Genomic DNA, 23209 nt, shown 5'->3' on the forward strand with positions numbered 1-23209 from the left:
GGCAGAACGGACTGGCTGTAGCATTACGAGAATTGGGTAAAATAGAAAGAACTTTATTTATGCTCGACTGGTACATGAGTCCGGAACTCAGGCGCAGAGTTACTGCTGGACTTAATAAAGGTGAAGCCAGAAACGCTTTGGCAAGAGCTATATATTTTAACAGGTTTGGAGAAGTCAGAGAACGGAACTTTGAAAATCAACGGTATAAGGCAAGCGGTCTTAATTTGGTAACCGCTGCTATTGTTTTATGGAATACGGTTTATATTGAGAAAGCAGTGCAGCACCTGAAAGAGCAGGGCGAAGAAATTAATGAAGAATTACTTCAGTATCTTTCTCCATTAGGATGGGAGCATATTCACCTTACCGGAGACTACGTTTGGGAAGATCGTATCAAACTTAAAAAAGGAGAGTTTAGATCGCTAAGAAAAGAGTAGTCATTTGGTCAGTCTATTGAAATGTGAAATGTTAATAGATTTTATCCTTAACGTACAAAATTTTACTTTTCGTCGACTGACCCCTGGATGGGCTATTTATTACGCTTCAAAGTTATAGAACAGGAAAAATTTAATCAATTTGAAGGCGATCTTGAAAAAATTAGGAGAAATGCAATTAAACTAAATGATCAGTCCACTCAATATGAAGTAGATATTAGTGCTTATGAGTATACTGCCGCTGCAACAACCAAAGAAATAGAAGGTGTTTTTTTACGAGTTTATACATTAGAAATGATTTTGTTTGAGAAAATCAGAGCACTTTGTCAGACAATGCCTGAATATAGAGAGATTGTGACAACTGCTAATGCAAAACATAGGGCTAGAGACGTTTATGACATTTATACAGTTTTTAATTCAGGTGTATTAGATTTAGATGAAAAGCTTTTGCGCGAAATTTTCAAAGCAAAGCAGGTGCCGTTAAGTTTTATAAATAATCTTGAAAATCTTAGAGAACACAATAGAGAGGATTGGAACTCTGTTATACAAACTGTTTCCAGCGATGAAGACCTGCAGGAATATGATTATTATTTTGATAAACTAATCGAAATAGCAAAACCATTTACAAGCCTTTCGGAATAAAAAGTTTCCATTTTTCAGAATAATCCTTACTTACCATATTATAGGTTAAATAAAAATTTAGATTCATTGGTAATTCCATAAATCTTCTATAATCTGATTCATTGTAACCAGCTTTCTCAAGGTAAAAACCAATTACTTGATGATATGGATAAACAAAATGCATTTTAGAATAATAATCAAAAAGTTTTTCAGGATCAATAATGCCTATAGAATTTCTAAAAGCTCCGAGAACTTGGGTTACACCTCCTGAATAAAAAGGACGGACTGCAATATCAATTAAAGTTCGTTCAATATCAGATACTTTATATACTTCTCTAAACGGAACTATTCCAATACTATGCTGTGACTGTCCATTAATCTGATTAATAGTGAATCTTTTATAAACCCTTTTGTTTGTTGTAATTCTTGGGGGTTTATTAAAAGCTGCATCTACAGAGCTTTGAAGTATCTGATTATTTATATTAGGCTTATAATTTATTCTTTCCCAAGTAAGATAAATTTGCTTTGGAAACTGGATAGTTAGATTATGGATGAAAAGTGCAGAATAATGGCTAAAAAAAGAGTTTCTTGATCTAGTAGATGCAATATCAAAATCATCAAATTCCGTATTTCTAAAAACAAAAATTCCAGACTCAGTATTTCCGTCTAAAATATCTTTGTAAACATAATTATTAGAAAATAAAAAATCTTTAACCTTATTTCTTGAATAACTTTTTAACCCCCAAAGACTATTTATCATTGATACTAGTTCTTCAAACTCTTTGTTATTTAGAACTTTATAATGTCTTTCATCAACAAGAATATCAATTTTTTGGATATGTTTTTTAAAATTATCCATAATTACGAGTTAATATATTTCATAAATTCAGCAGGGAGTATATAATAATGATGACAGCGTTTTTTTGAATTAGTATGTATATAAATTGCATATATGCAATTTATATGCTCAAAGTTACACTTTTTTTATATAACAGTCAAGTTAATTTTAAAATTTAAAGGATTAATATTGAGTTTTTAGTAGAATCAGATATTTTAAGAGTTAAAATATTTTTCGTCAATAGCAGAATTGATAAGATTCTTTAGGCTCATATTTTTTTCTGCTGAAATTATTTTAAGAGCTTTTAATCTTTCTGCTGGAATATGCAGAGAGAAAAGAATCTCGTTTTTTTTCTCCTTGATTGGAACTACTTTTTGAACCGGAGTTTTAATTTGATTTTCTTTTGCTTTGCCTATAAGTGCTGTAAAATCTTGTTTTGCCATTTTTATATAAATATATAAATATATAATTATTTAATTATTGATTGAGATTGTCAAAACTTCTTTTGTCAGAGCATCAATTTGTTTTTGTGCCTTATTGTTATCTTCCACTCCATTAATTAAAACAGACCGAGAGAAAGCTACCAAATCAGAGATCATATTTTTAGAAACTTTGACATTATAATCACTTAACTGATCTTTTATTTCTTCGGTTAAAGTTGTATTTGGCTTAACCATATTGAAGACGATAAGAGCTTTATTTTCGTTTCCTGAATGTTCTATAATATCAATAGTGCTTTTGATTGCCAAAAGGTCTAAAACTCCTGCTTTTGTAGGAATAATAATAACATCTGCAAGATCGCATAGCTCAGTAAGTTTGCTAGACAAATATGGTGGTGTATCAATAAAAACAAAATCAAAATCTGAACTCTGGATTTCTTTTAATTTGTCTTCAGGAAAAATAGGAACTTCGGACAAATCCCGAACCTGATATAAAGAACCTTGTGCATCTAAATCAATAATGCAGACTTTTGCATTTTCTCTAAGATTTACAGCAAGATTAAATGATAATGTTGATTTTCCTACTCCTCCTTTCTGATGTGTAGTTAATATAATTTTAGCCATATATAAATATATAATTACACAAATATATAAATATATAATTAACTCTTAACAGGCAAAATCCCCTTTTTCTGATATATGCCAATTAGATATCCGACAGAATTTTCAATCTTCAGTTTTCTCTGTCTGATCTTTTCGTTCAGCTCTGTTATTAAGATGTCAAAATCCTTTTCTTTTTCGTTTCCGGCAATTAGTTCCGCCTGTTCCTGATTAAGTCCATAAGTAATTAATTTTGATGTAAATTTTTGAATATTTAAAGGCTTTTCAAAATCAATTTCGAGCTGTTTGAATTTTTGGGAGTTAATTTGTAAAGTGACCCAAAAAAACTCCCGTCCACGTTTTTTTAATTCGTAGTCAATTTCTATATCAGTATTTTCACAAATTTGTGTTCGTGCAGTATCTAAAACAAATTTTTTAAAATCGCTTATTCTTTCAAACTGTTCATTCCCTTTTTTATCAATAAGACCGAGCATATTTTTTAGTTCTGGAATTTCAAATCTTTTTGTTCCTACGCTCCGCCACTGACAAGCAATTGCATATAGTCTTTTAGCATATTTTGAAGAACAGTTTAATACAGATTTTAACTGCATGGCAGTAAAGTTATTTTTTAAGTCAAAAAAATAAGGTGTTGCTTCATCATTCAATTTTACTGTAAAACTTCCTGTACCTTTCAAATATTTGACACGAGAGAAAAGCCAAATTTGATCATAGCTTTCCGGAGTATCAATTTCAAACATTCGAGATCCGATACTTTCAGTAGCTTCTCTTAACTGTTTATAGTTCCATTTACGTCCTGTAATCGCTTCAATGTCGTGAGTGTGAATAGTGTACTCCAATTTATCTTTTTCAAGGCAGGAAAGTACCATGAAAAGAATATCTAACATACAAGCTGAGTAATCATATCTTCCGGAAGTAATAACATTATGCTGATAAATTAACTTATCATCTTTATTAACGTCCCTAAGTTCCATAAATGTAATTTTTAATAAGAGCAAATATAAACAAAAACGATTAAATAAAACGATAATCGTTTATATAACCCGTAGAAAATTTATGAAAACTCGTTTTTAGCTTATAAAAACTCGTAGTAGACTTATAAAAACTCGTTTTTAGCTTATAAAAACTCGTTTTTAGCTTATAAAAACTCGTTTTTAAATTTATAAAGTTATGATTTACATCAAGTTGCAAAGCTTTAAAATAATAAAATAAGAAAGTAATAAATATTTTAAAAAATACGTTTGTTCAAAAGGAATTTTATTTGATCTGTTGGAGCGAAAATTTTTCCTGTCATTTTGTCATTAGCAGGGTGGAAGAAAAACAAAAAGAACGAAAAACAAACTTTTTATAAGTCGGCTTGGGCGGCCGATATTATGCTAAGCATAATAAATAACGATAGATAAATTCTATTATATAAGTACTGTACAGACGAGCTGTCCAGTGGTGTGATCAGAGCGATAAAGCTTCCGGAACAGGCTTGACTTTTTTCTCTTCAGCTTTATCTCTTTGGACTTTATTTTTTGCAGAATGTTTGGAGTGTTTCAATTTCGGTTCCGGAGTGGTGAGCTGATCTGAAGTATTACTTTTTTAAGTGATTTTTAGAGTGGGTAGAGCTGGGCGATTTTGCAAGAATATTGTGGAGCTGTACCTGATAAAAATAAGCACAGGTTGCATGATGAAGGGAAATTGCGTATATTGGCGTTATATTTGATGTTCGTATTAAGGGCAAGTAGTACCTTTTGACGTCAAAAACCTACGCCACCGCTCCGATTTCCGCCACAAAAGGACCACTTGGTTTATTCCTATCGTCATAAACGGACAAACAAACCGCTAAAGATTACATGGCACTTTTAACGGATAGACCTACATCGTTAGAATTTTAAAATTCGGAAATCGAAGATTCGGCGTAGCCAAAAAACAATAAAGGAAACTGGGAAATAAAACAGCTCCTCTGTGCACAAGGAGCTGAAAAAATTTAACTTTAAAAATTGTTAAAACTTTGAAAAAAAGTTATTTTGTTCGTCTAATTTACAAAAAATAAATGAATCATGGAAAATGAAATTCCGAAAGACTGGGAATCTTTTTTTCATCAGGAATTTGAGAAAGTCAATAGACAGAACCAATATCGTGAACGGGGAAAGCTTGGAGGTCGTCCCAAGGTGAACGCACCCAAATCGGAGCGTCTGGCACTTCGTTTTACGGTACATGAAATGAAAAATCTCAAAGAAAGAGCGGATAAAAAAAAGCTGAAGCTTACGGATTACAGCCGGATTATTCTTTTGGAAAAAGAACTTCCGGACTATGAAAAAAACATCATGCTGACGGAGTATGCGACCAACTTCCGGAGAATAGCCAACTATATGAAAAAAGAAATGTTTACGGAAAAAGAACGGGCAGATCTTCTCAGGGAAATTGAGGACACGATAAAAGGGATTAAAACACATATCCAATGGTAATCTCTGCGTCAACTAGAAATGTAAGTTTCCGATCCATCCAGTACCAGCAGAGTGATAAGGATCAGAGCGTGGAAGTGTGCCGGAACGGATTATCAGGAGAGAAGCCGAAAGAACTGTTTAAGGAATTTAAACAGATCGCTGAGCTGAATACAAGAACGGAGAATAAATATGTTACTGCGATGATCTCTCCTCCAAAGGAATACAGCCAAAATTTAAGTCTTCAAGATTGGGCGAAACTGGCAGAGGACTATTTAAAACGTGAAGGAATCGGAAAGGATAACCAATATTTAGTGCATCTGCACCAATCAACTGATGATAAGCACCTGCATATTATAGCGAACAGGATTGATTTTCATGGCAAAAATCAGGTAACGAGCCATAATATCGGTGAAAGAGCCTGCCGACACGCTGAAGTATTATCGAGAGAACGGAACTGGAAGACCGCACAGGAGATTACCGGAGAAAAGAAAGCAGAAATAAAAAACATACTTCTAGAGGAAATCCAAGAAAGTAAAAGCATAGAGGATCTAACATGGAGGATGAATTATCGGGGTTATATTATGCAGATCAGCGAAAACAGCAAAGGCTTAAACGGCGCAAGGATCATTCCTAAAACTGATCTCAATACCAACCCTTCGGTTTTGGAAAAAGTATCGAAGCAGGGTTTTAAGTTAAGCGAAATCGACCCGAAACTGAAAATTAAAGATATCGCCCGGGCGATTATCCGCAATGCTTCCCAGGATATGGAAAGAGGATGGGGATTATCAAGATAAACAATAAAAAATACAGAATTATGGAAGAACAGAACAAGAATCAAAACGCCAGTTCCGGACGGCTTAACCCTGTGGAACTACTGGAACAGTTAAAAATAACGACAGGTATGCTGGAAAGGCAAGTTTCACAGCTTAACTCCGAATCAGCATCCATGCAGGAACTCGCTATGGACGTTTCGGACATCTTCGAGGGAAAACTGCAGGAAATAAAAAAAAGTGCTTCCGATATTAAGATTGGAATCTCTCCGGAAGATGTAAAAAAGCTTGAATCGTACAAAGACTATTTTAAGCATTACAAACCTGTACTTTATACTTCCCTTTTTGTCATGCTTTCCGGTTGGGGATTAGCGATTTTCGGGGCATACTCCGGCATCAAATGGTATAAAGAAAGCGTAAGGACAAAACAGGAGATCCGGGCGCAGGTTCTTCAGGAAATAGGCAGAGACGGAAATATTATTGTAGAAAAAGCCAAATGGGAAGGCTATGTAGAGCAATCACAAGTTCTAAAGGCATGGCAAAAGTCGAATCCGAAAGACAGCGAATCATTAGAAATTTATTATAAAGGATATCAGGATTTTAAAAGAGGGAAAAAGTAAAGTCTGGTGCTTGAAGCACCAGACTTTTGAATGAGATATGAATTATAATGGTATTGTAAAACATAGGATGTCCTTCACCATTTGGCTGAAAGGACTCAGTATAAATGCTGTAAAACATTTGTCTTCTGTAGGGTAAACTTCTTTCCGGAAGCATTTTCTAAGGTGATTGTTTCGCTGCTGTCCATTATATTTTTTAATTCGCAGAACGTGTTTTCTTTTAAAGCTGAAACATCAAAATCATTTACTCTGACTATTTTTTCCGTGAGATTCAATTCTGACAATTCAGGAATCTGAAGCTTGCTGACAATTACTACCGTATTTTCCACCGGAGCTAAAGAAATCCCAAAGCTTTTGTACTCCGGGTTTTTATTAATACTGGAGAGAATGATTTTTTTGCTGATAAAATCCAAATCAACCAGATAATTTTCAATAAATCTGATGCCTATCAGATTAGGAGCGTCAGAGCTGCTGTCTATAATATGGCTGCCCAGTTTGACATTATTTATTTCAACTTCCATCATGTCAAGGAATCTTTGTCCTTTGCTGATGCTGTTAAGAGACTGGGAAAGCAACCCTTCAAAAGTGAGAAAATGATCATCTTTAATCAAATCATAAGATTTTTGATTAACCGAAAATCCCATTCCGGAACCGGTATCAAATATAAATTCGATGTTTTGGTTTCGTACTTTGGCATTAATTTTCGGAACATGGGTAAAGTTTTCTTCAGAAAACGGAATTACCGAAGCATTGGTATTTTGCAGCTGCACTTTTTCAAATACCGTAATTTTTTTGTTTGTAAAATCAATTCTCCATATTTTATCCTTCATCATATTAGCTCCAAAAATTCCGCTTATTTTTCTACAGGCACGACCACTCATCCAGCCTATATCGGCAAAAGAAAAGCTGACGTTTTTGATGTTCATATCAGATAGCTGTAGAGTATTGGTGGAAAATACTTCCATGCTTGATTTTGCATTATTGGCATCAATACCTTCAAAAATGGTATTGACTTTTTTTTCGTTCAGTCTGTTTTTGAGTTCGGATGAAATAATGGTAAAAGCTCCGGAATCAAAAATAAAATTATGCTTTTCTTTTTTGATGCTTACCGGAACAATAATTTTTCCATCAATCAGTTCAAAAGGAATTTCTGCTGCATTCAGCAGGGAAGAAAAGAAAACTAAGGTAATTATAAATACGTGTTTTTTTAATTTTTTCATGCTTTTATCTCTCTAAGGTGCAAACAAATATAATGCAAAAAAATAGACTGCCGTAAGGCAGTCTATTGATTCAGTGAATCATTTTTGCAATTACCAAGTCCATTTGATTCCTACCGAACCCGTAACGGTTGTGGCTCCGGTTTGTGGATTGGTTGTTGTGCTGACATTGGTTGAAAGTTCTTTTTTCTTTTTTCCTCTGGCAGCAAACGTTGAAGGAGGCGTTGTATCCTGCATATCCACAGGAATCTGTCCTAAGAATCCGATAGCTAAGCTGAAGCCGGTAATTCTAAGATCAACAACTTCAAGAGATCTTAAGTACTCCAGCTGCTCTTCACTCATTTCAAAGTTTTCGGAAATAAACTCCGCAGGATTCGCAGCAACATAGTCTGCTAATTTCAGTCTCTCATCTATTGACAATACGCTGAATTCTTTCTGTTTGGCTTGTACTCCTTCCGGAGTAAACGGCATTTTTTTCATAATAAAATAAGTTAATTAAAGGGTTAAAAAAATTATAACTGGTTTAGTAAATAAATGACTGCCTAGGATTCTGTCACTTAACTACTGATACAAATATATCGGCGTGAGGCGACAAAACTCGTCGCATTATAAAAAGATTTTTAAAAAAAAGTATTTTTTTTTCAGAAGCCCGGAATACAGAAAAGAAGATGTTTTTTCCGACTATAAAAAGAACTAAAAATTATATCTTTATAAAATGATAAGCGTTAAACATCCCTTAGAACAATACAATACAGCACAGGAAGATTTCATTCATAATCTTGCTGATAAAGACAAAGAATATCATTCCTTATTATTTTCTTATGGTAACGCCAGTTATCTGTATCATCATTTACCCATTGAACCAAGTTTTGAGGATTATACGGAGTGGTTAGAGGGATTGCAGGAAAATGTTAGAAAAGATATGCAGTCCAGAGGTTTTGAAGCCTGTAAAAGCATTTTATCCTTTACCCGTTATGTCAGAGAAAAAAGCGATATTCATATGGAAGATTTTATCATAGAAAAAATGGGAATCGAGGAGTATAATAGATATAGGGGTCAGTCGACGAAACGGAAAATATAGCACGTTAAGGATAGAATCTATTAAATAATTATTTTTTATAGACTGAATAAATTACTTTCTATTGTAAACCTTTATTTCCACATTTCTTTCTCTTAAATATTTATACATTGTCATTTTTGAAATCTTCAAGTCGGCAGCAATTTCGTTGACACTTTTTATCCCCTCATTATAATAATTTTCTGCAATAATAGCTTTTTGCTGAGCTTCCTTACTTAATCCTTTCCTGCGACCTCCTTTCTTACCTCTTTCCCGTGCTGCCTCCAAGCCTGCTTTTGTTCTTTCCCTGATTAGATCCTTTTCAAATTCTGCAAAGGATGCGGAAATATTAAAAAATAATCTTCCTTGCGGAGTCGTAGTGTCTATGTTGTCATGCAAGCTTTGTAGAGCTACATTTTTAGAATTTAATATTTCGACAATTTCTAACAGGTGTTTTAAAGATCTTCCAAGTCTGTCTAATTTATAAACAACTACAACATCACCCTTACGAATTTGCTCTAATAATTTTTTGAGTTGTGGTCTTTCCTTTGTAGCTCCGGAAACTGTTTCCTTAAAAATCATTTTACATCCTAATTTATTTAAAGCGTCTTCCTGCAGATTATAATTTTGATCCTGTGTTGATATTCTGATATATCCAATTTTCATAAGTATAGATAATTTCATTAAAAATTTAAATAAATATACTCAATTTATTATACTAGTTTTTTTTACTTATTTTTATTTTAAAACGTAATTTTCAGAAAACACAAAAAAGTACAAGTAAACGGACGTTTTATTTTACTTAAGAAAAAATATTTTTATGCCTAGAAAACAAGTATTATCAGAGTTTGAGATAAAAGAGTTAATTAAAATTCCAGAAACTGATGAAGAATTAATCATCAACTATTCTTTATCGGAAAATGATTTTTCAATAATAAAAAATCATTGTAGAACAAACACCAATAAGTTGGGATTTGCAGTTAATCTCAGTTATATGAGACATCCAGGGATTATTTTAGCTCCTGAGTTATATCCTGATCGACAAATCTTACAGTTTATTAGCAGTCAACTAGGAATAAATGTTTTAGAATGGGAAAACTATGGAAAAAGAGAGCAAACAAGGAGAGAATATATAAGCATACTGCAATCTGTTTATGGATTTCGAATATTTACAATCATAGATTATACGGTCTACAAAGGGTTGTTACAAGAAATAGCTCTCAAAACAGATAAAGGATTTGTTGTGGCAGAAGAATTAGTTAAATTTCTTCGTAAAAATAAAATCTTACTCCCTGCAACTGGAACAATTGAAAGGCTTTGCTCGGAAGCTCTTATTAATGCGGAAAAGCAAATTTATGATAGCCTGAGTTCTTCATTGTCCAATCATCAGAAACAGTTATTAGATGCTCTTCTCAACTTACAGGAAAAAAGCAGCATCAGTCAACTAAATTGGCTCAAGCAATCCCCACAGGCGGTCAATTCAAAGTTTTTACTGATGCATATAAAGAGGTTGAAGACAATAAAAGAGATCAATCTTCCAAAAGATATTGGTAAGGATATTCATCAGAACCGATTACTGAAAATAGCCAGAGAAGGAAGACAGATGACACCACAGCATCTAAGGGATTTTGAAGAATCCAGGAGATACGCAACATTGGTGGCAATACTTCTGGAAACCAAAGCTTCCATCATCGATGAAATCATAGAAATGAATGATAAGATCATCGGTTCTTTGTTCAGATATGCCAAGAATACGCAAACTCAAAAAATGCAGGATTCCGGAAAATCCATGGGTGAGCAGCTCGGTATATTTTTTAAAGTTGGCAGCGCACTTCTGGATGCCAAGGAAACAGGAGAAGATCCTTTCGATGCTGTTGAGTCAGTTATTTCATGGGACACTCTGGCTCAAAGTATTTCAGAAGCCAAGAACTTAACAGCTAAACAAAATTTTGACTCTCTTTATTTTATATCCGATAAATACTTTACGATAAAAAAATATGGTGGAGAATTTCTGAAAGAGTTGGAACTCCGCTCTGCCCCTGTAGCAGAAGATATTCTAAAGGCAGTAGGTATCTTGATTGACCTGTATGAAGGAAAAATAAAAAAACTACCGGAAAAAATTCCATCAGGTTTTATCAGAAAAAGATGGGAAGAACTGGTATTTACAGAGAACGGTATAGATAGAAAGTTTTATGAACTATGTATATTTTCTGAACTGAAAAACCATTTGCGTTCCGGTGATCTTTGGGTACAGGGTTCAAGACAGTACAAAGATTTTGAAGATTATCTTATTCCTGCAGGCAGATTCGTTGAAATGAAAGATGAAAATCAAGTTCCTCTGGATGTAGCATTGAATGCAGAAGAGTTTCTTTCGGAGCGAATGGAACTTCTTTCAAATAAAATACAAATAGTATGTAAGCTCATTGAAAATAATGAACTCCCTGAATCTTCTATTATTAATGACAGAATAAAGATTAAACCTCTTGAAAATACAGTTCCTGAAGAAGTTGAAGTTTTAGCAAAAAAAATATACAGTCTGCTTCCTCTTATTAAAATCACAGATCTTTTGAAAGAAGTCGATCAGTGGACGGGCTTTACAGATCAGTTCATTCATCTGAAATCCGGAAATAAAGCCAGTGACAAAAATTTGTTACTCACTGTAATACTGTCAGATGCCATTAATTTAGGTTTAAGAAAAATGTCGGAAGCTTCTCCGGGAACTTCCTATGCAAAACTCTCATGGCTTCAGGCGTGGCATATCCGAGACGAAACGTATTCTTCAGCTTTAGCGAAAATTATCAATACTCAATCCGATCACTCATTTTCTTCTTACTGGGGAGAGGGCAAAACATCTTCTTCGGACGGTCAAAGGTTTGCTACAGGCAGTTATGCGCAGAGAACCGGAAATATTAATCCAAAATATGGAAGCAGTCCCGGAGTTCAGTTTTACACTCATATCTCCGACCAATACGCACCTTTTCATACCAAGGTTATCAATGTAGGAGTAAGGGATGCAACCTATGTTTTGGATGGGCTTCTCTATCATGAATCTGAACTGCAGATAGAAGAACATTATACGGATACTTCGGGGTTTACCGATCATGTATTCGCTTTGATGCAGTTACTGGGATTTAAATTTGCTCCAAGAATCAGAGATTTGAATGATAAGAAGTTATTTATTCCTGAAACATCTACGAGCTATTCTGCGTTATCAGAACATATAGGAGGAACCATCAACAGTAAAAAGATTATTCAAAACTGGGATGAAATTCTAAGATTGGCTGCTTCCATAAAAAATGGAACTGTTACGGCTTCACTGATTGTCAAGAAGATTGGAAGTTATCCACGGCAGAACGGACTGGCTGTAGCATTACGAGAATTGGGTAAAATAGAAAGAACTTTATTTATGCTCGACTGGTACATGAGTCCGGAACTTAGACGCAGAGTTACCGCAGGACTTAATAAAGGTGAAGCCAGAAACGCTTTGGCAAGAGCTGTATATTTTAACAGGTTTGGAGAAGTCAGAGAACGAAGCTTTGAAAATCAACGGTATAAGGCAAGCGGTCTTAATCTGGTTACTGCTGCTATTGTTCTATGGAATACAGTTTATATTGAAAAAGCAGTGCAGCACCTGAAAGAACAGGGCGAAGAAATTAATGAAGAATTACTTCAACACCTTTCTCCTTTAGGATGGGAACATATTCACCTTACCGGAGACTATGTTTGGGAAGATCGTATCAAGTTTAAAAAAGGAGAGTTTAGATCGCTAAGAAATTCTTTATAATAATCACTCTTATCACATTAAGATAAGAGTGATTATAAAAAACTATATATTTCTAGTTTTTAATGAACTTTTTAGTGTACGCAGATTCTTTTGTGTTTACTTTCAGTATATATGATCCGTTTTGTAAATGTGAAATAGAGATCTCTTTTTTCCCGGAAACATCTTTTAAAATCAATTTTCCGGAAAGATCAAAAATTTCAATTGATTTTACGACTTCTTTTATTTTGATATTAATGAAATCTGAAGTGGGGTTAGGATAAACATCTATTTTATCGTTATAATTGTTTTCCGAAGTAGAAAGAAGATCAGCATTTAAAATTTTAATGTTATCCATTGTAAAACCAGATCCTTCGTTATCATAAACGAAGTTGAGAACATTAAACCCCATAACACTATTTGAAATAGGTTGGCTTCCGAGTAAGATATTGTTTAAATAATAAGTTACGGTGTGTGTTGCCAAATTTGCAATTAGTTTAAAATTATACCACGTATTTGCAGAAATGTTTACAGATGTAGCTACACCATCGTCTATAACTCCGTTATATACAAGCAGTCCGCCTTGACTTGGCTCAATGTTGAAACCGCCTACGATATTATCGTCAAGATCTTGTACAACCATATGATATTCTGAAGATCCAACAGCAGAAATTTTGTAATCAAACGAATATTCGGTCTTTGTAAAACCAGAAATACTTTTTGTAACCCCTCCACTGGTACCACTACTATTACTTGTAACAGTCACAGAGTTTGAACCAATTGATGCTGTGGTATTTATCACTTTAGCACTACTCGTAGTAACGCCTCCCCATCTCGACCAGCCCTGTTGGCCTGGAAGATTTCCTAACGTGTATCCTTCAGAAGTTTCAAAAGAAATGTTTTGACTGAAAGCAAATAGACTTAAGGTTATTGCAAAAATTAAAAGTAGTTTTTTATCCATATTTGAAATTTTTTATTTGTTATAAAAAAGAGTCCGTTTTTACTAGGTATGAAACGGACTCTTAATCTTTTTCTTTAATAGCAATTGCCACCACAATCAGTAGCATTCTGATAATCTTCAGAAGTTATTGAATAAGTTTCTACTTGTTCATCATTGAAACTTATATTAAACAAATTTCTAATATTTTCATTATAAATAATCGGATAGGGATTATTAGGAATATTAGCACATGTTGGACACTGTTCTGAGAATACAGTAAAAAGATTTATATGGTTATTATTGTAAATTACACCTACATGAGTAATACTTCCAGCTGCTGTTGCTTTAAACAATCCTGTCATATTAAAGCCAGCTGCACCTGGTGGCTTATACGTATATTTTTTGGTGAATTTTTCGTTATTCGCTAGTGTAATGGCATTTTCCATTTCAGGAACACCATTTATGTAAGGTACTAATTTGATATTTTGTCCAGCATTATTTGATATACTATATGTATAATCAATACTTTCCCCCTGATCAGTTCCACAGCATATCGTAAGCAAACCAAAACTTAGTAATAGTAGTGTTTTCATTATTTTTAATCTTGCCAGTTAGCAAATAATTCATCTACAAAAGGTCTAGTAGGTTTATTAGGATACATTGCTTTAACTTTATCTCTATAGTCGTTCCAATATCTCGCGCCTGATAAAGCATTTTCCAGCTCTTTAATTGTATATCCATCTACTTGATCCATTGGATAGCCTGCTCCAAAAATCCTTCTTTGATTAACAGTATCTGTCATATCATAAATCCCAGAAGTATATAAATTCTCTGCTGCGATAGTTCTAAATTGATAATTTTGATAATTTAAAGTAAGATTTTGATAAACTAAATAATTTGGATTATTAAATCTTATCCTATATCTTTCTAGAGTCATAAGAATTTCCACTGCAGTTGGCCAACTCTCCAATAATCTACGATTTCTTTTTCTCACTTGTGTATTTCCAGATAAAAAAGAATCTTGCACAATATCATTATAAGATGATCTATCTTTTACAGAGTGCAAAGCATGGCTTAATTCATGAATTGTAGTCCCATATACTTGATCAGATGGTTTTCCATAATCTTTTATATGAACCTGAGCTGAAAGTCCAAATGTAATTTCACTTCTTAAATGAGAAAAGGAAGATGTAGGACCAGAATTTGATAATCTACCTGCAATTTTTATCTGAGTCTGTCTGCCAAAATTATAAAAATGATTATTCATTGGAGGTGATATTAGAGCAAATCTATTTCCATAATAGAAGTCATGGGCTGCTTGGTGTATTAAAGCGTGATATTCATCTTTACCTCCATTTAGGATAGGATGCCAAGACTGTTGTTTCACATCGGGACCATGTGTTTCTGCCTGAAAAAAAGATCCATCACGAACGCTATAATTATATCTTTCCCACTGAATAACATATCGAGCTTTTCCACGAACAGAAGAAGTGGAAAAATTTCCGTTTCCATCTGTTATTCCTTGTGCAACAGTAAACCATTGTCGCATTAAAACTTGAGCGCCGGTTACGGGTCTTAACCCGGCTATATCATCCTGGACGCGTATGCTTCCACTAGGATACCATTTAGTTCCAAAAATCCATCTCGCTTGCGGGGTTGAATTTTCTGTCAGCAACTCATTCTCGTTACCTGTTTGTTCGTAAGCAGAAAATAAAAGATTATTGAAAAGATCTGTTTTATTTTCAACTCTACCCGTTACCTCATATTATTTGTAATCTTTAATATCAGCAAAATATTGATCCTGTTCAGGAATATATAATTCACTTAAAATTTCATGTTTTACGTTAGGAAGAATTTTTCCAACAGGAACTGCAGTATAATATACTGAAATAGTATCTCTATCTGGATTTCTATTTTCCAAGTATCCTTCTCTATACTCTGCATCTAACCTATAATCAAAATAATGAATTGTAGAGTCCCGTTTTAGTAATCCCACCTCTTCTTCATTTTCAGGAGTAAATTTAAGATAATAATGAGTGGTATGAATATCAAATTCTCCGAACCCATATTCAGGATTTTTATCTTTTATGGTTTGAAAAGCTTTTGTCATATTTTCCGTAGAATATGGATTCTCTAACATAATCGAATCTCCCGAAAAAGTTCTCGCTGAAAGAGTATTGTTCAATTCCTCTTTAAAAGCTTGTTCATTTTGGACTTCTGCTAATTCGTCCTTACACGAAATTTGAAAGGAAATTAACCCTATTGAAAGGACATAAAGAAATAATTGCCTCAGTTTTAATTTGTCGTTTTGTTTTATCATTATTATAAATTTTTAACTAGCTAAATATAAAATAAAAACTGAATTTCAGAATAAATAATTATACTGATTTTTTATACTCAAATCTTTAATGAAAATTCGTTAACTGAATAGTTATAATAAATTACTTATCAATACTTAATAGATTCCATCATTAACGTGCTATGTTTTCCGTTTCGTCGACTGACCCCTCTTTGATGATTTAATATGTTCTATGACCATTTACTAAAAAAGTCTTGCAATAAATCTTGCAACTTTTTTAAAATTTATATCCCGCCAAAACCGGCAAGACTCCATTCTTAGAAGGTTTGTAAGTACACATCATCATCAATAATTTCCGTACATTTTTTTATGTAAAGAAAATTCAAGAAGGATGTAATGATCTCGTCGAGCGCGGTAAGAAAATATGTTTTAAAAAATAATTAAATTTTGTGACCACCATTTCAATCAGCACAAAGGCAATCAATGAAACGGAATGAATTTGAGCAATTTATAAAATATTTTTAGATTTTAAATGGTGTTTTACCCTTTTATTTTGGTGGAGTTGAAGGATATTGAATCACTTCTTATATTCAGAATATTATGTTTAAATTTAAGCTTTGCTGCCACTGTTGCTATTTTGCTAAAAGTGAATAGGTTCGGGGTATTTCGAATAGTCTTCGACGTTCCGCAGGAAACCTCCATTTTTGTGAATCCTTTCTGTGCTCCGTTAAAATCTTCTATCAGTTATTAAAGCAAAAACAGAGGCGCAGATTTGGTAAAGATTTTTATTTCCAATAGTTCCAGTTACTGCCATCATATACCGCAATCGAATTGCTTACTGTATCATAGCACATCATACCAGCATAGGGACTTTTTACTGTTGTATGAGGATTTTTAATGTGAGGTAATATAATTGCCTTATTGGGAGACTCTAAAACAAGTACTCCCGTAGCCGAACTTATATTGGAACCTATTATCACACCATTCCCACTCTCTGCACTTGTATTGGATGTAAGATTGGTTAAACTTCCCGTATCTGACATATCTACCCAACTACCATTAGTAAACATTCTCACTTTTACTGAAGTTTTATCAAATATGAATGTTCCGTTTTGTGGATTATTAGTAGTTGGAGTGGTAGCAGAAAATGTAGGAGTTGCTGTTAATGCAGGGAGAATGATGCCTTTGAAATTAGTGGTTTCAACATCTGTCGGAGAATTAGTAGCTGTTGCTCCCCCGAAATCCAGCAGTGTACTGTTTCCATTTACTGATGTTTTACCAATGGCTACCTGGGCGGATAAGGTTAAAGAACAAAATATAAGACTGCCTATATAGAATGTTTTTGTATTTTTTATATTTTTCATATTTTATATTTAATCGTTACACGCTCTTTTTATACATTTCCAAGTAGTTCCGTTATAAAGTTTTATACATTGATCTGTAATATCATATGCTATCATACCTTTTTGGGGATTAATAATATTTGCTGTACTTGTTGTTCTGGTAATAACCAGTCCTTTCGTATTAGATTCCAATGCAATAAAACCATTAGGAACTCCACCTTCATCAATTGTTGGACCTTCGGGCCAATTTTTGTTACGGTTTTTTAATGTGGTAATTCCTACTTTTGAATATCCATCAGGAATTCCTGACGCTCCTGGTTTTATGCAGTAATCTACAGCGATGAAAATTGAGGCATTATTGCTTGTAAGCCCGGCTAAATCTTTAATATTATAATTAACGGTAGTAGCGTTTCCGAAGAATCCGATAGCGGGGGTAAATGTTAGATTTCCAAGATTATCTACCAGCCAAGTTCCTTGTCCGGCAATTATAAATCCTTTCGTATATCCTCCGGAAGTTATAATATTGGTTGCACCAGAGGGAGCGATGAGATTAATTGTAGAGTATATTAAAGACCCTGAATTCAAGTCATAATCATTCGTTACGATACTGAATGTTTTAGACATATTTTTACCAACAGAAGCATTATCATCTACCGCTACAGGAGGTTGATTGATTCCAAAATTATTCCCTGAAGAAATGCTATTAGATATTGTTGCTGTGAAACTGTTGTCAGTAGTTCCCACTTTATTACCTACAACATTAAAACCTGTTGGCTCTGTTAACTGAATTGTGTAAGGACCGGGATAAGTATTGGTGTTTATATTGTCAAAATAATAATATCCGTTTACATCAGTTGTTTTTGATCCTATTTCTACTCCATTATTAAAGAGCTTAACAGTTGCTCCCTGATATCCGTTACCATCGGGAATTCCTGCATTATTATCATTAAAGACAGTTCCGCTAAAAGTAGTTGCAAAAGTAATTGATGCAGCGTTATAAGCACCAATAAAAGCAGGATCTGATGTTCCTGAATATGTTTGGATTAATGTTGTTGCACTCTGATAATTAGCGGTCGTTATTCCCATTTCAGACCAATCTAAAGCGATAACTCTAATGTTTCTCGTACATCCACTTGAAGTTCCTGCATCATAAAGAGGAGGCGATACATCTGCTCTGTAAAATTTCCAGCAGGCGTTACCAATAGACGGAACTACCGGTATACCATTTACTTCTGCACCAAAAGCTACCGAATAAGGAGTTCCTACCATCGGATCTGATGGGGTGGGACCATTTTGAAAGTGAAATACATCTGATGTACTGCTGGGTTGTCCCATCTGAGTAAAAATAAGATCCGGTACACCATCTCCGATTGATGTGGGAACAATTCCCATCGTATTGAAGGCAATGTTAGAGCCTTGTGGTATATTAAAAATAGCAGTTCCTAAACCTAAACCGTTAATACCATCAGTAAGATATTGTACTAAATTATTATTAACCGGCACCGGCGTTACATTACCATTTCCTCCAAATGCTTGTCCTACCCCAATAAAAGTTCCGCTACCTGGAGAGGGGATTGTGTAAATGGGTAATGAAATAAATGTGGCAGATGTGAAAGGAATATTATTGCTGGATAAAGCCGAATTATTAACTCCGGTAGAATAAGTTATGGGTGTGTTAATATTATTAATTCCATTTGCATTCCAAGTAAAGGCAAGTAAATTATGATTGTTATTGGGTATTACTGCATTGTTGGAGCTTCTCCAATAACCATTGAAATCTGAAAATATTTCGGAAGCGGGGCGTACTGTGTTCTGTGATTTTACAGTAACTATTGTGAATAATCCTAAAACTAAGGCAATCTTATTTTTCATCTTGATTTTAATAGAAGTGCAAACTTAAAATTATTTTTTAATATATTGATTATAAGTTTGTTTTATTTTTGGCATAGATGAGTGCGTCGTAAATTTATCCCAAGGATTAAAAAAGAAATTGGGGTCAGTCGACGAAAAGTAAAATTTTGTACGTTAAGGATAAAATCTATTAAAAGATTTTGTTTTAATAGATTAAACTGATTTAATTAATCGGTAAATAGTAGCCGGATGAACATCGAATAGTTTGGCTACTTCTGGAGCTGTTTTTCGTTCCGATTGGATAAGATGTTTTATTTCTTTTCTTTGGACTTCTTTTAGTTTGGGTTTTCTTCCTCCGATTCTTCCTTCTTTTCGGGCGTGTTCCAAACCTTTTTTAGTTCGTTCTTTCAGCATTTCCCTTTCAAATTCTGCAAATACTCCGACCATCTGCATCATCATTCTTCCTGAAGATGTGGTAGTATCAATAGATTCTGTCAAACTTCGGAATCCTGATTTTTTACCTTCAATCTGTTCTATCAAAAAGAGAAGATCCTTCAATGATCGGGAAAGTCTGTCCAGTTTCCAGACAATAACAATATCGCCTTTACGAAGATGGCTAAGAAGCTTTTTAAGTTTCGGGCGATCCCATCTCCCACCGGAAATCTTTTCCTCAAAAATAAGCTCGCAACCTGCTTTTCTCAAAGCTTCAATCTGAACTGAATTGTCCTGCTCCTGGGTGGAGACTCTGGCATATCCTATTAACATAGATGGTATTTTATAATTCTAAATCTTGTGGATTTTTATGTCCGTCCCAAAAGGAAAGGATTTGAATTGTTTTGTTCTTGATTCTATAAAAAATTAGAAATTTTCTAAGAACAACTACATATCGTACACCTGGAATATCAAAAACTTCCTGTCCTGCGTAGGGGTTGTTGACAATGTAATCTTCTTTTTCAGAAACCTGTTTTACTATCTTCTTTGAGTAAGTGGCAGACTTGTTATGATTGATCCAAAATTCCAAAGCTTCCAGATATAAACGTTCTGCTTTTTCAGTCCATTCTATTTCGAACATAAAGCTGCTGCTTTTTTTCTAACTTCTTCACTTGAAATGAGCCTTCCCTCTTCTGCATCTTTTATACCTTCTAAGACAGATTGTTTTATTTCTTCAGAAATTATAATGTCTTCCTGACTTTTAAAACGGATTTTCATTTCCTCTAAAAAAGCTTCAATAACAGAGAACTGTTTTGGATTATCCGGATAAATAACAATACTTTTCATGATAAGAATATTTACACAAAGATAAATATTTCGCACAAACATATCGCAAAATATTTTTATTTTGCAATACTTTTTTGCGACTGAAAAATTCATGCTTCCCGAACATTCTGATTTTTGTTGCAAAAAGGATCGTTTGTGCAAGAATAATTTGAAATTATGGCTTTAAGAAAAATATTATCTGAAAAAGAGAAAGAAAATTTAATTGAGTCTCCTGTTTTAAAGGAAGATATTATACGTTGGTATACTCTTACGGAATCTGATATTATAATTATTGAGCAAAATTGCAGAGGCACTGCAAACAAATTAGGGTTTGCCATACAACTGTGTTATCTACGGTTTCCGGGAAAGGTTTTAAGGTCTAATGAAGCCCCGGATTCTTTAATTCTACAATATGTTTGCGAACAACTTAATATTAATCCTTCTGCTTGGGAAAAATATGCTATTCGGGATGTTACCAGAAGAGAACATATTATATTAATAAGAAAAATTTTTGGCTTCAAAACGTATGGTGAATTTGAGCAGGAAGTCTCTTTAAAATATATCCATAATAAAGCATTACAAACAGATAGAGCTGCAATTATCGCAGAAGAGTTCATCACTTATTTAAGGACAAATAAAATACAACTTCCTTCTATCAATACAATTGAGAAAATATGCTCAGAAGTTCTTACTAATGCAGAAAAGCAAATTTATGATACCCTGAGTTCTTCATTGTCCAATCATCAGAAACAGGTATTAGATGCTCTTCTCAACTTACAGGAAAAAAGCAGTATCAGTCAACTAAATTGGCTCAAGCAATCTCCACAGGCGGTCAATTCCAAATTTTTACTGATGCACATCAAGAGGTTGAAAATAATTAAAGAGATCAATCTGCCGAAAGATATTGGCAAGGATATTCATCAAAACCGATTACTGAAAATAGCCAGAGAAGGGAGACAGATGACTCCACAGCATCTAAGGGATTTTGAAGAATCCCGGAGATACGCAACATTGGTGGCAATACTTCTGGAAACTAAAGCTTCTATTATCGATGAAATTATAGAAATGAATGACAAGATCATCGGTTCTTTGTTCAGATATGCCAAGAACACACAAACTCAAAAAATGCAGGATTCCGGAAAATCTATGGGAGAACAGCTCGGTATATTTTTTAAAATTGGCAGCGCACTTCTTGATGCCAGAGAAACAGGAGAAGATCCTTTCGATGCTGTTGAGTCGGTTATTTCGTGGGAAGCTTTGGCAAGGAGTATTTCGGAAGCCAAGAACTTAACCGTGAAACAAAATTTTGACTCTCTTTATTTTATATCCGATAAATATTCTACCATAAAAAAATATAGTGGAGAATTTCTGAAAGAGTTGGAACTCCGTTCTGCCCCTGTAGCAGAAGACATTTTAAGTGCCGTGGGTATTCTCATAGATTTATATGAAGGAAAAATAAAAAGGCTTCCGGAAAAACTTCCATCAGGTTTTGTGAGGAAAAGATGGGAAGAACTTATATTTACTGAGGACGGTACTGATAGAAAGTTTTATGAACTGTGTCTCTTTTCTGAACTCAAGAACCATCTGCGTTCCGGAGATCTTTGGGTGCAGGGATCGAGACAGTACAAAGATTTTGAAGATTATCTTATTCCTGCAGACAGATTTACTGAAATGAGAGATCAGAATGAGGTTCCTTTGGATGTAGCGTTGAATGGCGAAGAGTTTCTTTCGGAGCGGATGGAGCTTCTTTCCAATAAAACAGAAATCGTTTGTAAACTTATTGAAAGTAATGAACTCCCGGGCTCTTCTATTATTAATGACAGGATAAAAATTAAACCTCTTGAAAATACAGTTCCTGAAGAAGCTGAAGTTTTAGGAAAAAAAATATATAGTCTGCTGCCTCTCATTAAAATCACAGATCTTTTGAAAGAAGTCGATCAGTGGACGGGCTTTACAGATCAGATCACTCATCTAAAATCCGGAAATAAAGCCAGTGACAAAAACTTGTTACTCACTGTAATACTGTCAGATGCCATCAATTTGGGCTTAAGAAAAAGTCGGAAGCTTCTCCGGGAACTTCTTACGCAAAACTCTCCTGGCTTCAGGCGTGGCATATCCGGGATGAAACCTATTCTTCAGCTTTAGCAGAAATTATCAATATTCAATCTGCACACCCATTTTCTTTTTACTGGGGAGAAGGGAAAACATCTTCTTCGGACGGTCAAAGGTTTGCTACCGGAAGCTATGCGCAGAGAACCGGAAATATTAATCCGAAATATGGAAGCAGTCCAGGAGTTCAGTTTTACACCCATATATCCGATCAGTACGCACCTTTTCACACCAAGGTTATCAATGTAGGTGTAAGGGATGCAACCTATGTTTTGGATGGGCTTCTCTATCATGAATCTGATGTACAGATAGAAGAACATTATACGGATACTTCGGGGTTTACCGATCATGTGTTTGCTTTGATGCAGTTACTAGGATTTAAATTTGCTCCAAGAATCAGAGATTTAAATGATAAAAAGCTATTTATCCCTGAAACATCTACGAGCTATTCTGCGTTATCAGAACATATAGGAGGAACCATCAACAGTAAAAAGATTGTTCAAAACTGGGATGAAATCCTAAGATTGGCTGCTTCCATAAAAAATGGAACTGTTACGGCTTCACTGATTGTCAAGAAGATTGGAAGTTATCCACGGCAGAACGGAC

Annotated in this window: 25 protein-coding genes; 9 read left to right on the forward strand and 16 right to left on the reverse strand. The window is 34.2% G+C overall.

The window, feature by feature from the left end; genetic code table 11:
- Both FOL89_RS17145 and FOL89_RS17150 read left to right on the forward strand, forming a co-directional pair.
- The coding region (locus FOL89_RS17145) for a Tn3 family transposase (RefSeq protein ID WP_144283974.1) at positions 1-434 on the forward strand (434 nt) is incomplete at its 5' end.
- A gap of 87 nt (positions 435-521) precedes the next feature.
- Entirely contained in the window at positions 522-1073 is a 552-nt protein-coding gene (locus FOL89_RS17150; protein WP_144283975.1) for a nucleotidyl transferase AbiEii/AbiGii toxin family protein, read from the forward strand.
- Here the strand turns inward: FOL89_RS17150 and FOL89_RS17155 are convergent.
- The 4 genes from FOL89_RS17155 to FOL89_RS17170 form a co-directional block, all read right to left on the reverse strand.
- Positions 1054-1911 (reverse strand): type IV toxin-antitoxin system AbiEi family antitoxin domain-containing protein, encoded by an 858-nt coding sequence (locus FOL89_RS17155; protein WP_144283976.1) that lies wholly within the window; start codon positions 1909-1911, stop codon positions 1054-1056. The two genes, FOL89_RS17150 and FOL89_RS17155, sit on opposite strands and share 20 nt — an antisense overlap.
- Before the next feature lie 194 nt (positions 1912-2105).
- The gene (locus FOL89_RS17160) at positions 2106-2333 is read right to left on the reverse strand and encodes a hypothetical protein (RefSeq protein ID WP_144283977.1); all 228 of its coding nucleotides are present in this window, start codon (positions 2331-2333) and stop codon (positions 2106-2108) included.
- A gap of 30 nt (positions 2334-2363) precedes the next feature.
- Positions 2364-2954, reverse strand: a complete 591-nt coding sequence (locus FOL89_RS17165; RefSeq protein WP_144283978.1) for a ParA family protein — start codon at positions 2952-2954, stop codon at positions 2364-2366.
- A 38-nt stretch (positions 2955-2992) separates the two neighbouring features.
- The gene (locus FOL89_RS17170) at positions 2993-3922 is read right to left on the reverse strand and encodes a replication initiation protein (protein ID WP_144283979.1); all 930 of its coding nucleotides are present in this window, start codon (positions 3920-3922) and stop codon (positions 2993-2995) included.
- A 1074-nt stretch (positions 3923-4996) separates the two neighbouring features.
- Between FOL89_RS17170 and FOL89_RS17175 the strand changes: the two genes are divergently transcribed.
- Genes FOL89_RS17175 through FOL89_RS17185 form a run of 3 tightly spaced genes read left to right on the forward strand, consistent with a single transcriptional unit; the run spans position 4997 to position 6773 of the window.
- Positions 4997-5404 (forward strand): plasmid mobilization protein, encoded by a 408-nt coding sequence (locus tag FOL89_RS17175; RefSeq protein WP_144283980.1) that lies wholly within the window; start codon positions 4997-4999, stop codon positions 5402-5404.
- A complete protein-coding gene (locus FOL89_RS17180) occupies positions 5398-6177 on the forward strand; it encodes a relaxase/mobilization nuclease domain-containing protein (protein ID WP_144283981.1) in 780 nt (259 codons plus the stop codon). The genes FOL89_RS17175 and FOL89_RS17180 overlap by 7 nt, the downstream gene beginning before the upstream one ends.
- A gap of 20 nt (positions 6178-6197) precedes the next feature.
- Positions 6198-6773: a hypothetical protein gene (locus tag FOL89_RS17185; protein WP_144283982.1), complete on the forward strand. Its 576-nt coding sequence runs from the start codon at positions 6198-6200 to the stop codon at positions 6771-6773.
- A 95-nt stretch (positions 6774-6868) separates the two neighbouring features.
- On the opposite strand, the gene FOL89_RS17190 is transcribed toward FOL89_RS17185, so the two are convergent.
- Both FOL89_RS17190 and FOL89_RS17195 read right to left on the reverse strand, forming a co-directional pair.
- The gene (locus FOL89_RS17190; protein ID WP_144283983.1) at positions 6869-7990 is read right to left on the reverse strand and encodes an aspartyl protease family protein; all 1122 of its coding nucleotides are present in this window, start codon (positions 7988-7990) and stop codon (positions 6869-6871) included.
- A 90-nt stretch (positions 7991-8080) separates the two neighbouring features.
- A complete protein-coding gene (locus FOL89_RS17195; RefSeq protein ID WP_144283984.1) occupies positions 8081-8467 on the reverse strand; it encodes a hypothetical protein in 387 nt (128 codons plus the stop codon).
- 235 nt (positions 8468-8702) lie between these two features.
- Between FOL89_RS17195 and FOL89_RS17200 the strand changes: the two genes are divergently transcribed.
- Positions 8703-9068 (forward strand): hypothetical protein, encoded by a 366-nt coding sequence (locus tag FOL89_RS17200; RefSeq protein ID WP_144283985.1) that lies wholly within the window; start codon positions 8703-8705, stop codon positions 9066-9068.
- 51 nt (positions 9069-9119) lie between these two features.
- Here the strand turns inward: FOL89_RS17200 and FOL89_RS17205 are convergent, their stop codons facing one another.
- Positions 9120-9728, reverse strand: a complete 609-nt coding sequence (locus FOL89_RS17205) for a recombinase family protein (RefSeq protein WP_228444954.1) — start codon at positions 9726-9728, stop codon at positions 9120-9122.
- Positions 9729-9864: 136 nt separating this feature from the next.
- On the opposite strand from FOL89_RS17205, the gene FOL89_RS17210 reads away from it, so the two are divergent.
- Positions 9865-12828 carry a Tn3 family transposase gene (locus tag FOL89_RS17210; RefSeq protein ID WP_144283987.1) on the forward strand — a complete coding sequence of 988 codons (2964 nt, stop codon included), beginning with the start codon at positions 9865-9867 and terminating at the stop codon, positions 12826-12828.
- A gap of 52 nt (positions 12829-12880) precedes the next feature.
- On the opposite strand, the gene FOL89_RS17215 is transcribed toward FOL89_RS17210, so the two are convergent.
- The 9 genes from FOL89_RS17215 to FOL89_RS17255 all read right to left on the reverse strand — a co-directional run bounded on the left by FOL89_RS17215 (position 12881) and on the right by FOL89_RS17255 (position 20515).
- On the reverse strand, positions 12881-13765 hold the full coding sequence (locus FOL89_RS17215; protein ID WP_050378465.1) for a T9SS type A sorting domain-containing protein: 885 nt from the start codon (positions 13763-13765) through the stop codon (positions 12881-12883).
- A 74-nt stretch (positions 13766-13839) separates the two neighbouring features.
- Positions 13840-14337 carry a hypothetical protein gene (locus FOL89_RS17220; RefSeq protein WP_050378464.1) on the reverse strand — a complete coding sequence of 166 codons (498 nt, stop codon included), beginning with the start codon at positions 14335-14337 and terminating at the stop codon, positions 13840-13842.
- Positions 14338-14342: 5 nt separating this feature from the next.
- The gene (locus FOL89_RS17225) at positions 14343-15419 is read right to left on the reverse strand and encodes a hypothetical protein (protein ID WP_144283988.1); all 1077 of its coding nucleotides are present in this window, start codon (positions 15417-15419) and stop codon (positions 14343-14345) included.
- 90 nt (positions 15420-15509) lie between these two features.
- Positions 15510-16064, reverse strand: coding sequence for a hypothetical protein (locus FOL89_RS17230; protein WP_144283989.1), 555 nt, complete (start codon positions 16062-16064; stop codon positions 15510-15512).
- A gap of 764 nt (positions 16065-16828) precedes the next feature.
- Positions 16829-17407, reverse strand: a complete 579-nt coding sequence (locus FOL89_RS17235) for a hypothetical protein (RefSeq protein ID WP_065721269.1) — start codon at positions 17405-17407, stop codon at positions 16829-16831.
- A gap of 9 nt (positions 17408-17416) precedes the next feature.
- Positions 17417-19258 (reverse strand): Ig-like domain-containing protein, encoded by a 1842-nt coding sequence (locus tag FOL89_RS17240; protein WP_144283990.1) that lies wholly within the window; start codon positions 19256-19258, stop codon positions 17417-17419.
- Positions 19259-19450: 192 nt separating this feature from the next.
- Complete coding sequence (locus FOL89_RS17245; RefSeq protein ID WP_144283991.1) at positions 19451-20002, reverse strand: recombinase family protein; 552 nt, start codon at positions 20000-20002, stop codon at positions 19451-19453.
- 10 nt (positions 20003-20012) lie between these two features.
- Positions 20013-20309 (reverse strand): type II toxin-antitoxin system RelE/ParE family toxin, encoded by a 297-nt coding sequence (locus FOL89_RS17250; RefSeq protein ID WP_144283992.1) that lies wholly within the window; start codon positions 20307-20309, stop codon positions 20013-20015.
- Positions 20297-20515, reverse strand: coding sequence for a hypothetical protein (locus FOL89_RS17255; protein ID WP_073336984.1), 219 nt, complete (start codon positions 20513-20515; stop codon positions 20297-20299). Before FOL89_RS17255 ends, FOL89_RS17250 begins: the two co-directional genes overlap by 13 nt.
- 156 nt (positions 20516-20671) lie before the next feature.
- Between FOL89_RS17255 and FOL89_RS17260 the strand changes: the two genes are divergently transcribed.
- Both FOL89_RS17260 and FOL89_RS17780 read left to right on the forward strand, forming a co-directional pair.
- Positions 20672-22639: a Tn3 family transposase gene (locus FOL89_RS17260; protein WP_144283993.1), complete on the forward strand. Its 1968-nt coding sequence runs from the start codon at positions 20672-20674 to the stop codon at positions 22637-22639.
- Positions 22640-22875: 236 nt separating this feature from the next.
- Positions 22876-23209: Tn3 family transposase (locus tag FOL89_RS17780; RefSeq protein ID WP_144283994.1), on the forward strand; the 334-nt coding region annotated here is incomplete at its 3' end.

The organism is Chryseobacterium echinoideorum (assembly GCF_007474535.1).
Classification (GTDB): Bacteria; Bacteroidota; Bacteroidia; order Flavobacteriales; family Weeksellaceae; genus Chryseobacterium; species Chryseobacterium echinoideorum.

Coding starts and splice junctions, on each gene's coding strand:
- FOL89_RS17235 (WP_065721269.1), bottom strand. CDS start 17,407: ATGAAAAATATAAAAAATACAAAAACATTCTATATAGGCAGTCTTATA.
- FOL89_RS17230 (WP_144283989.1), bottom strand. CDS start 16,064: ATGATAAAACAAAACGACAAATTAAAACTGAGGCAATTATTTCTTTAT.
- FOL89_RS17150 (WP_144283975.1), top strand. CDS start 522: ATGGGCTATTTATTACGCTTCAAAGTTATAGAACAGGAAAAATTTAAT.
- FOL89_RS17155 (WP_144283976.1), bottom strand. CDS start 1,911: ATGGATAATTTTAAAAAACATATCCAAAAAATTGATATTCTTGTTGAT.
- FOL89_RS17250 (WP_144283992.1), bottom strand. CDS start 20,309: ATGTTCGAAATAGAATGGACTGAAAAAGCAGAACGTTTATATCTGGAA.
- FOL89_RS17195 (WP_144283984.1), bottom strand. CDS start 8,467: ATGAAAAAAATGCCGTTTACTCCGGAAGGAGTACAAGCCAAACAGAAA.
- FOL89_RS17215 (WP_050378465.1), bottom strand. CDS start 13,765: ATGGATAAAAAACTACTTTTAATTTTTGCAATAACCTTAAGTCTATTT.
- FOL89_RS17210 (WP_144283987.1), top strand. CDS start 9,865: ATGCCTAGAAAACAAGTATTATCAGAGTTTGAGATAAAAGAGTTAATT.
- FOL89_RS17180 (WP_144283981.1), top strand. CDS start 5,398: ATGGTAATCTCTGCGTCAACTAGAAATGTAAGTTTCCGATCCATCCAG.
- FOL89_RS17165 (WP_144283978.1), bottom strand. CDS start 2,954: ATGGCTAAAATTATATTAACTACACATCAGAAAGGAGGAGTAGGAAAA.
- FOL89_RS17255 (WP_073336984.1), bottom strand. CDS start 20,515: ATGAAAAGTATTGTTATTTATCCGGATAATCCAAAACAGTTCTCTGTT.
- FOL89_RS17220 (WP_050378464.1), bottom strand. CDS start 14,337: ATGAAAACACTACTATTACTAAGTTTTGGTTTGCTTACGATATGCTGT.
- FOL89_RS17245 (WP_144283991.1), bottom strand. CDS start 20,002: ATGTTAATAGGATATGCCAGAGTCTCCACCCAGGAGCAGGACAATTCA.
- FOL89_RS17160 (WP_144283977.1), bottom strand. CDS start 2,333: ATGGCAAAACAAGATTTTACAGCACTTATAGGCAAAGCAAAAGAAAAT.
- FOL89_RS17185 (WP_144283982.1), top strand. CDS start 6,198: ATGGAAGAACAGAACAAGAATCAAAACGCCAGTTCCGGACGGCTTAAC.
- FOL89_RS17240 (WP_144283990.1), bottom strand. CDS start 19,258: ATGAAAAATAAGATTGCCTTAGTTTTAGGATTATTCACAATAGTTACT.
- FOL89_RS17205 (WP_228444954.1), bottom strand. CDS start 9,728: ATGAAATTATCTATACTTATGAAAATTGGATATATCAGAATATCAACA.
- FOL89_RS17175 (WP_144283980.1), top strand. CDS start 4,997: ATGGAAAATGAAATTCCGAAAGACTGGGAATCTTTTTTTCATCAGGAA.
- FOL89_RS17260 (WP_144283993.1), top strand. CDS start 20,672: ATGGCTTTAAGAAAAATATTATCTGAAAAAGAGAAAGAAAATTTAATT.
- FOL89_RS17200 (WP_144283985.1), top strand. CDS start 8,703: ATGATAAGCGTTAAACATCCCTTAGAACAATACAATACAGCACAGGAA.
- FOL89_RS17170 (WP_144283979.1), bottom strand. CDS start 3,922: ATGGAACTTAGGGACGTTAATAAAGATGATAAGTTAATTTATCAGCAT.
- FOL89_RS17190 (WP_144283983.1), bottom strand. CDS start 7,990: ATGAAAAAATTAAAAAAACACGTATTTATAATTACCTTAGTTTTCTTT.